This is a genomic window from Acidovorax sp. FG60 (assembly GCF_057808995.1).
The window spans coordinates 1-1,122 of sequence record NZ_JBMDJC010000055.1 but is presented as its reverse complement, the minus strand read 5'-3'; the positions used below and the strand labels follow the sequence as shown (position 1 = coordinate 1,122).

Genomic DNA, 1,122 nt, shown 5'->3' with positions numbered 1-1,122 from the left:
ATAAGGGGTATCTATTTAGCTCCAGTGACGTGAGAATAGCTGGATGGAAACCCAGATGCTAACGCCAACTCCTGGACGGGACTACCCCCGCACCTGGAACGAATTTCTTGACTGGTTTGCCACCGAAGAGGCTTGCCAGGCGTTCCTGGAGAAGCTTCGCTGGCCCCAAGGCTTCGTCTGCCCGCGTTGCGGCAACGCAGGTGATGTGTACCGCGCCAGCCGCACCCGCCTGATGTGCCGCTCATGCCAGTACCAGGGCACGGTGACCTCTGGGACCATCTTTGACAAGACACGCACACCGCTGCGTGTATGGCTGGCTGCGGCGTGGTACCTGACCAATCAGAAGCAAGGCGTGAGTGCCCTGGGGCTGCAGCGCGTATTGGGCTTGGGGAGTTACCAGACGGCCTGGACCATGCTGCACCGGTTTCGGCGCGCCATGGTTCGCCCGGGCCGGGACAAGCTCAAGGGGCTTGTGGAGGTGGATGAAACGTACCTGTCCATCACGGATCGCAAGAATCCCGCCACCCCTGCAGGGCGCAAGAGCAACACCACCAAAGTGTTGATGGTCATGGCGGTGGAGATCGTGGAGCCCAAGGGGTTTGGGCGCATCCGGTTACGCCGCATTGACCGAGACGCCGCCACCCACGTAATCCCCTTTGTGCAGGAGGTGGTCGAGCCTGGAGCCCAGGTACGCACGGATGGTTCGGCGGCATACCGCGCTCTGGGAGAACTGGGTTACACCCACCAGCGCACCGTCATGCTCGGCTCAGGCGTACCTGCCCATGTCTCCATGGCGGGAGTGCACCGGGTCGCCTCACTGGTACAGCGCTGGGTGCTGGGAACACATCATGGCTCTGTACAGCCAGACCACCTGGACGCCTATCTCGATGAATTCGTGTTCCGTTTCAACCGTCGCACATCCAGCTCACGCGGGATGCTGTTTTACCGCTTGCTGCAGCAAGCGGTGGTTACGCCGCCAGTGACGTATGGGGATGTCGTGAGCAAGAACACCGGGGAGAGCCAATCGGATACCATTGCTGGATGAAATCACAGTATCAATGGGGCTGCTGGAGCTAAATAGATACCCCTTATAAAAACACAGCATCCAGGGTGCCACTGGAG

The 1,122-nt window shown here is 60.1% G+C and carries 1 protein-coding gene; it reads left to right on the top strand.

Features of this window, described 5'->3' with window-relative positions; translation table 11 throughout:
• The first annotated feature begins 43 nt into the window (after nt 1–43).
• Complete coding sequence (locus tag ACODS0_RS27970) at nt 44–1,045, top strand: IS1595-like element ISCsp2 family transposase (protein ID WP_121506617.1); 1,002 nt, start codon at nt 44–46, stop codon at nt 1,043–1,045.
• Nucleotides 1,046–1,122 lie beyond the last annotated feature (77 nt).